Source organism: Rhodococcus sp. P14 (assembly GCF_000256505.1).
Classification (GTDB): Bacteria; Actinomycetota; Actinomycetes; order Mycobacteriales; family Mycobacteriaceae; genus Rhodococcus; species Rhodococcus ruber.
In genome coordinates this window covers 1-6,955 of record NZ_AJFC01000239.1, presented here as the reverse complement: position 1 = coordinate 6,955, position 6,955 = coordinate 1, and the positions used below count along the sequence as shown (strand labels likewise).

Genomic DNA, 6,955 nt, shown 5'->3' with positions numbered 1-6,955 from the left:
GCAAAAAACTCAAACTAGCAAAAACACTGGACCATCACAGACGGAAGAATGCGATGTCCAGCAACAACCACCCCACACGAACGCGGGGCGGCCGCACCAAAAATAATTTGGCACTGACATTCATCGGCACACTGTTGAGTTCTCAAAGAACACGCACACACCATCACCCCGCGAACCAACGTCCGCGGCGCTCCGGGGCAACCGTTCCAGCCTACCCACACCACCCGACGGGCACAAACCCGACGCACTCGGTGGGATCAGCAACGGCCCAGAACCCTACCAGAAGATCCCGAACCGAACAATCGGGCGCCTGCGTCCAACCTCGTTGTCCCAAGCCCCTGCGGGCCGGGTCGGTGTCCGTGTCGCTCTGACCTGGAATAAGTTACGTGAACATTGCGCGACTTACCAAATCGCCTGGTCAAACCGCTTTTCCGGACGACATCAGGGCACCCAGTACTTCACGGCCAGCTCTTCCACAACGGGGTCCCCCTCGGCGGCCTGGTCCAGCAGTGCCAGGTCGAGGCCGATGTCGATGAGCCGGGGGTTGTCCCCTTCTGCGTCCCCGAGGGGGCGCCCGCCGTCTTCTCCGCGCTGGCGCAGAATCTTCGCTCGCACCCGCTCCTTCAACGACTCACTCATAAGTCGAGTGTACTGAGCCGACGACGCCCGAGCGGGGTGCCGAGCAGCGGCGATCGGACTAGTGGTCGTCGTCGCGCCGGCGGAACACGCGCACCGCAGTGGGGATGAGAACGACCAGGGCGCCGATGATCAGAACGATCGAGAAGATCTCCAGGAGCACACCCGCCATCATGCTGCACGGAACGCGGCGGCGGGCGCCTTTGCCCGGGGCGAGCGGACCGGAGAGTGCACGTGCGTACGACGAAGGCCCTCCGTCCGCGTTCGGGATGGAGGGCCTTCGTCGTGCGGAGCTGCCTGCGAGAATCGAACTCGCGACCTTTTCATTACGAGTGAAATGCTCTACCGACTGAGCTAAGGCAGCGTGCCTGACGGCGCGCACGAGTCTAGCGCCTACCCCCCTGCCCAATGCAAACCGCCCGTCGGTGCCTACCGGAAGGCCGAGCTCAACCGGGCCGCCATCGCGGCCACCGCGAAGCGGGGCTTGACGTTCTGCGCGAGGACCTCGCGGCATTCGAGAATCGCCTCGATGCAGGTCAGCAGCGCCTCCGGCCGGGCACGCGAAGCCAGGTCGGCGGCACGCTCGGCCATGTCGGGATGGTTGGCGGTGCTGGAAGCGCCCAGGGAACGTGCCAGCGCGTCGCGGTAGAGACCGGCCAGATCGATGAGGGCGCGATCCATGATGTCGCGCTCGGTCCGGGTGCGTCGGGACTTCTGGGTGCGTTCGAGGTCCTTGAGGACGCCCGCCGAGCCCCGGAGCGCCCCGGCAGCGCCCTTGCCGGTGCCTCCGGCGCCGAGAGCGGTCCGAAGTTCCTCGGTCTCCCGTTCGTCGCGCGTGGCGCTGATCTCCTTGGCTTCCGCCTCCGCACGCTGCACCAGCTCGTCCGCAGCGGTGTACGTGGTGGCAGGGCGGAGGACGGCCGCGGCCAGATCCAGCGCACGTCGACGGCTGGTGCGAGCGGACTCGTCGGTGGCCAGACGCCGGGCCCGCCCGACGTGGCCGCCGCTGATCGATGCCGCCCAGTTCGCGGTCTCGGGGTCGAGTCCGTCGCGTTCGCGCAGCACCCGGGCGATGGCGTCCGGGTTGGGCGTGACGAGCGCGACGTGCCGGCATCGCGAGCGCAGGGTCACGGAGATGTCCTGCGGATCCACGGACGGTGCGCACAGGAGGAACACCGTGCGTTCCGGCGGTTCCTCAACGACCTTGAGCAGTGCGTTCGCGGCGCCCTCGGTGAGACGGTCCGCATCCTCGATCACCACTACCTGCCACTGCCCGGTGCTCGGACGACGCGACGCGGTCCGGACGATGTCGCGCATCGCCTTGACACTGATCGTGAGCCCCTCGGGAACGACCCGACGGACGTCGCCGTGAGTGCCGGCCATGGTGGTGCTGCACGCGTGGCAGCGACCGCAACCCGGGACGTCCGGGTCGGTGCACTGCAGGGCGGCGGCGAAGCAGAGCGCCGCAATCGACCGACCGGAACCGGGAGGGCCGGTGAACAGCCACGAGTGCGTCATCCGGGAACCGGCTCCGCCGCCGCGCGCCGCGGTGGCTGCGGCGATCAGTTCGGTCTCCACGTCGCGCTGGCCGACGAGACGTTCGAAGACACCGGGCATGGCCTCAGCGTAGCGACCGGTTCCGACGCCGCCGAGGCGTCGGCCGTCCGAAACCTTCAAGACGGCGACGGCGCAGCGACCTAGCGTCACCGGTATGACCGCACAACTCGCCCTGGTCGGGCTCGTCGTCGCCGACATGACCCGTTCCTTCGACTGCTATCGACGCCTCGGACTGGACCTGCCCGCCGGTACCGACGAACCGCACTTCGAAACGACACTTCCAGGTGGGCTCCGCCTGGCATGGGACACAGTCGAATCGGTCCGGTCCTTCCATCCGGACTTCCGGCCGGGAACGGGTGGCCCCGCGCTCGCCTTCGACTGCGGTTCACCGGCAGGCGTGGATTCGACGTACCGCGACTTGCTGGAGGCGGGATGCACGAGTGCGCTCGAACCGTGGGACGCGTTCTGGAAGCAGCGGTACGCGAGCGTCCACGATCCCGACGGGCACAGCATCGAGCTGTTCGCGGCCCTGCCCGGGTGACCGCTCAGCCGAGGAGCGCACCGAGCGTGGTGCCGGAGAGGGCGCGGACCTCCCGCGCGAGATGGGCCTGGTCGCTGAAGCCGCACTCGGCCGCGACGTCGGCGAACGGTCGGCCGGCGCGGGCGAGACCGACCGCGCGGCGGAACCGCAGCACGCGTGCCAGCGTCTTCGGTCCGTAGCCGTACGCGCGCAGTGCGTGCCGGTGCAACCGGCGCGCGCTCCAGCCCGTCGACGCCGCCAGCTCGGCGACGGACGCTCCGGCCCCGAGCTGCGCCGCGATGCTCGTCTCGACACTGCGGTCGACGCCGTCCAGACGGCGCCGGGTCTCGCGCAGGAGCGCACCGACCGGGTCGGACTCCGCGTCCGAGACCAGGCGACGAACGTGTGCGCCGGGCCGGATGTGGTCCAGCGGTACGCGTGCGTCACGGAGGTCGGCTGCATCCACGCCGAGCACCGCCGGCCCTACGCCGGGACCGAAACGCACGGCGGTCAGGTCACGCCGGGCACCCAGGTCGGAGAACTGGGCTCGGGTGTCCGGTCCGGCGACGAGGAGGCCGTCCTCGTGCCAGATCAGGTCCGTGCAGCCGTCGGGCAGCACGGACGTTCCCGCCGAATCCGCGGTCCTCGTCGCGGTCCACACGAGCACACCGGGTATGCCGGACGCCGCTTCGCGGTACACACGGCGAGGATAGGACGCCGTACCCGGAAGGTCACTCCTTCTGCGCGGCGGTCTTCTTCGCAGTCGTCTTCTTCGCAGTCGTCTTCTTGGCGACGGTCTTCTTGGCCGCCGTCTTCTTCGCGGGAGCCTTCTTCGCAGCGGTCTTCTTGGCGGTCTTCTTCGCCGGACCACGGGCACGTCGATCCGCGAGCAGCTCGGAGGCACGCTCGTCGGTGATGGTGTCGACCTCGTCGCCCTTGCGGAGGCTGGCGTTGGTCTCGCCGTCCGTGACGTACGGGCCGAAGCGGCCGTCCTTGATCACCATCGGCTTGTCGCTGACCGGGTCGGTGCCCAGTTCCCGCAGCGGCGGCGTGGCGGCGGCCTGCCGACCGCGTCGTTTCGGCTCGGAGTAGATCTTCAGCGCCTCCTCGAGGGTGACCGTGAACATCTGCTCCTCGTTCGCCAGCGACCGCGAGTCGGTGCCCTTCTTCAGGTACGGCCCGTAGCGACCGTTCTGGGCGGTGATCTCCTCACCCGTCGCAGGATCGACCCCGACGACCCGCGGCAACGACAGCAGTCGCAGTGCGTCCTCGAGCGTCACCGTCGACAGTTCCATCGATTTGAGCAGCGACGCCGTCCGCGGCTTGGGACCGGCCGCCTTCTTGGTGGCCTTCTTCGCCGGTGCCTTCTTCGCAGCCTTCTTCGCCACGGTGGTGGTGCCGCCCGCCGAGGGCGCCGCCTCGACCGGGATCGGCGTGATGTCGGGTTCGGGCTCCGGCTCCGGCTCACGCAGCAACTCGGTCACATACGGACCGAAGCGGCCCTCCCGCGCGACGATCTCGTTGCCGGTGGCCGGGTCGACGCCGAGGACCCGGCCCTCCTGCGGGGTCGAGAACAGCTTCTCCGCGTACTCGAGCGTCAGCTCGTCCGGCGGCAGGTCGTCGGGCAGGTTCGCACGCTGGGAGATCGGTTCCCCGTCGGGAGCGTCGGGATCGGCAACCATCCGCTCGAGGTAGGGGCCGAACCGGCCCACGCGCACGTGGATCTCCCGGCCCTCGGCGTCGTCGAACAGCCGGATGGAGTTGATCTCGCGGGCGTCGATGTCTTCGAGGTTCTCGCCCACCATCTTCTTCAGGCCACCCTCGCGCGCCACCGAGTTCTCGGCTCCGTGGGCGCCACCGAAGTAGAAGCTCGACAGCCAGTCCGTGCGCTGCTCGTGACCACCCGCGATCTCGTCGAGGTCGTCCTCCATGGCGGCGGTGAAGCCGTAGTCGACGAGGCGTCCGAAATGCGCCTCGAGCAGCCCGATGACCGCGAACGCCACCCACGACGGGACCAGGGCGCTGCCCCGCTTGTAGACGTAGCCGCGGTCGAGGATGGTCTTGATGATCGACGCGTACGTCGACGGCCGGCCGATGCCGAGGTCCTCGAGAGCCTTGATCAGGCTGGCCTCGGTGTAGCGAGCCGGCGGGTTGGTCGAGTGACCGTCCGGGTCGAGCTTCGTCGCGGTGACGCGCTGTCCCTCGGACAGGTTCGGCAGCCGGGATTCGGCGTCGTCGGACTGGCCGCCGGCCTCTTCGTCGACGCTCTCGACGTACGCCCTCAGGAAGCCGGGGAAGGTGATGGTGCGACCGGACGACGAGAACGTGCATTCCTCGCCGCTCGCGGCGGTGCCGGTGATGCGCAGTGTCAGGGTCGTGCCCCGCGCGTCGGCCATCTGGGAGGCGACGGTGCGCTGCCAGATGAGTTCGTAGAGGCGGTACTCGTCGGTGTCGAGACGCGAGTGCAGTTCGCCGGGCGTGGCGAACACGTCACCGGCCGGACGGATCGCCTCGTGGGCCTCCTGCGCGTTCTTGACCTTGCGGGTGAACTGCCGCGGGGTGGCGTGCACGTACTCCGCGCCGTACAACTCGGTGGCCTGGGCCCGGGCGGCGGCGATCGCGCTCTCGGACAGGGTCGTCGAGTCGGTACGCATGTACGTGATGTAGCCGTTCTCGTACAGGCGCTGGGCGATGCGCATCGTGCGCTCGGACGAGAACCGCAGCTTGCGGCCCGCCTCCTGCTGCAGCGTCGACGTCATGAACGGTGCGTACGGCTTGCGGGTGTACGGCTTGCTCTCGACCGACGTCACCGTCAGGTCCACGCCGTGCAGAGCGTCGGCGAGTCGTCGCGCGTACGCCTCGTCGAGCACGACGACGCCGGTGGACTTGAGCCGGCCGTCGGCGCCGAAATCGCGGCCGGCGGCGACGCGGGCGCCGTCGACACCGACGAGCCGTGCCCCGAACGATCGGGGGCTCGCGTCGGCGCCGGCGTCGAGGGTGGCGGCGATGTCCCAGTACGTCGCGGACCGGAAGGCCATGCGCTCACGTTCGCGCTGGACGATGACCCGGGTGGCGACGGACTGCACGCGGCCCGCCGACAGCCGCGGCATGACCTTCTTCCACAGCACCGGGCTGACCTCGTAGCCGTAGAGGCGGTCGAGGATCCGGCGGGTCTCCTGCGCGTCGACCAGGTTGTTGTCGAGGTCGCGGGTGTGTTCTGCGGCGGCCCGGATGGCCGGCTCGGTGATCTCGTGGAAGACCATCCGGCGGACCGGGACCTTCGGCTTGAGCGTCTCGAGCAGGTGCCAGGCGATGGCCTCGCCCTCCCGGTCGGGGTCGGTCGCGAGGTACAGCTCGTCCGCGTCCTTCAGCAGCCCCTTCAGCTCGGTGACCTTGGACTTCTTCTCGGGACTGACGACGTACAGCGGCTCGAAACCGTGGTCGACGTTCACACCGAGGCGGGCCCACGACTCGCCCTTGTACTTGGCCGGCACATCGGCGGCCCCGCGTGGCAGGTCGCGGATGTGTCCGACGGACGCCTCGACGACGTAGTCACGGCCCAGGTAGGGCGCGATCTTCTTCGCCTTGGTCGGGGACTCGACGATGACGAGCCGACGCGTGCCCGACGAGCCGTTCGACGTGCTGTTGTCCCGTGCTGCCACAGCGCTGCCGCACCTTCCCTGTTCGCTGACATGTCCCGCTTCTTGAAGACATGTATACCGACCCGTTCCCCGGACGCGGCCATACACAGGGTCGCACACCTGCAACGGAAGGCCCGTCACGCGTGATGCGGCCCCTACTGCACGCGCGGCCAGATCTGCCGCGCGCGGGCGTCGTCCGGGGGTGCCCCGATGTTCTCGACGAGACGCGTCAATCGCCGTCGCCCGGACACCCGCAGGCCCGGTCCGGCGCCGCGGGCGCCGATCAGCGTCGGCGCGATCCCGGCACGCATCAGCGACTGGGCCAGCACCGCGTGGGTGTCCGGGGTGTGCGGATCCAGCCCCAGGACGTAGCGTTCGCCCTCGACCTCGACGCGACCGGCCGCGAGCACCCACGCCCGCAGGGCTCGCGAGCCCGGCACCCATCCCGCCGGCACCGCCTTCACCGCGCCCCGCGTCCATTCGGCCGCGACCGGGACGAGTTCCGGCAGGGCTGCGGTGCGCACCAGCGGATGTCCCTCGTCCGTGCGGGTGACCTCCGGGGACAGCGCGGCCTGCGTCATGAGCTCCGCGATCGCGTCCG

General features: G+C 69.3%; 6 protein-coding genes and 1 tRNA gene. 1 reads left to right on the top strand and 6 read right to left on the bottom strand.

Translation table 11 applies throughout. The annotated features are described in order from the left end of the window. Positions 1–441 precede the first annotated feature (441 nt). The 3 genes from OEY_RS0116995 to OEY_RS0116980 all read right to left on the bottom strand — a co-directional run bounded on the left by OEY_RS0116995 (position 442) and on the right by OEY_RS0116980 (position 2,253). Positions 442–639, bottom strand: coding sequence for a hypothetical protein (locus OEY_RS0116995; RefSeq protein WP_010595038.1), 198 nt, complete (start codon positions 637–639; stop codon positions 442–444). 288 nt (positions 640–927) lie between these two features. Further along, positions 928–1,000, bottom strand: a tRNA-Thr gene (locus OEY_RS0116985). A gap of 65 nt (positions 1,001–1,065) precedes the next feature. Continuing rightward, on the bottom strand, positions 1,066–2,253 hold the full coding sequence (locus OEY_RS0116980) for a DNA polymerase III subunit delta' (RefSeq protein ID WP_010595037.1): 1,188 nt from the start codon (positions 2,251–2,253) through the stop codon (positions 1,066–1,068). A gap of 94 nt (positions 2,254–2,347) precedes the next feature. Between OEY_RS0116980 and OEY_RS0116975 the strand changes: the two genes are divergently transcribed. Further along, positions 2,348–2,734 carry a VOC family protein gene (locus tag OEY_RS0116975; protein WP_010595036.1) on the top strand — a complete coding sequence of 129 codons (387 nt, stop codon included), beginning with the start codon at positions 2,348–2,350 and terminating at the stop codon, positions 2,732–2,734. A 4-nt stretch (positions 2,735–2,738) separates the two neighbouring features. On the opposite strand, the gene OEY_RS0116970 is transcribed toward OEY_RS0116975, so the two are convergent. The 3 genes from OEY_RS0116970 to OEY_RS0116960 all read right to left on the bottom strand — a co-directional run. Beyond that, positions 2,739–3,413 carry a helix-turn-helix domain-containing protein gene (locus OEY_RS0116970; RefSeq protein WP_010595035.1) on the bottom strand — a complete coding sequence of 225 codons (675 nt, stop codon included), beginning with the start codon at positions 3,411–3,413 and terminating at the stop codon, positions 2,739–2,741. Positions 3,414–3,444: 31 nt separating this feature from the next. After that, positions 3,445–6,375, bottom strand: coding sequence for a type I DNA topoisomerase (topA, locus tag OEY_RS0116965; protein WP_010595034.1), 2,931 nt, complete (start codon positions 6,373–6,375; stop codon positions 3,445–3,447). Positions 6,376–6,509: 134 nt separating this feature from the next. Further along, the coding region (locus OEY_RS0116960; protein ID WP_010595033.1) for a hypothetical protein at positions 6,510–6,955 on the bottom strand (446 nt) is incomplete at its 5' end.

What these genes read in the sequence shown, in the direction of transcription:
- OEY_RS0116980 (WP_010595037.1), bottom strand. Translation starts at nt 2,253, where the DNA reads ATGCCCGGTGTCTTCGAACGTCTCGTCGGCCAGCGCGACGTGGAGACC.
- OEY_RS0116975 (WP_010595036.1), top strand. Translation starts at nt 2,348, where the DNA reads ATGACCGCACAACTCGCCCTGGTCGGGCTCGTCGTCGCCGACATGACC.
- OEY_RS0116995 (WP_010595038.1), bottom strand. Translation starts at nt 639, where the DNA reads ATGAGTGAGTCGTTGAAGGAGCGGGTGCGAGCGAAGATTCTGCGCCAG.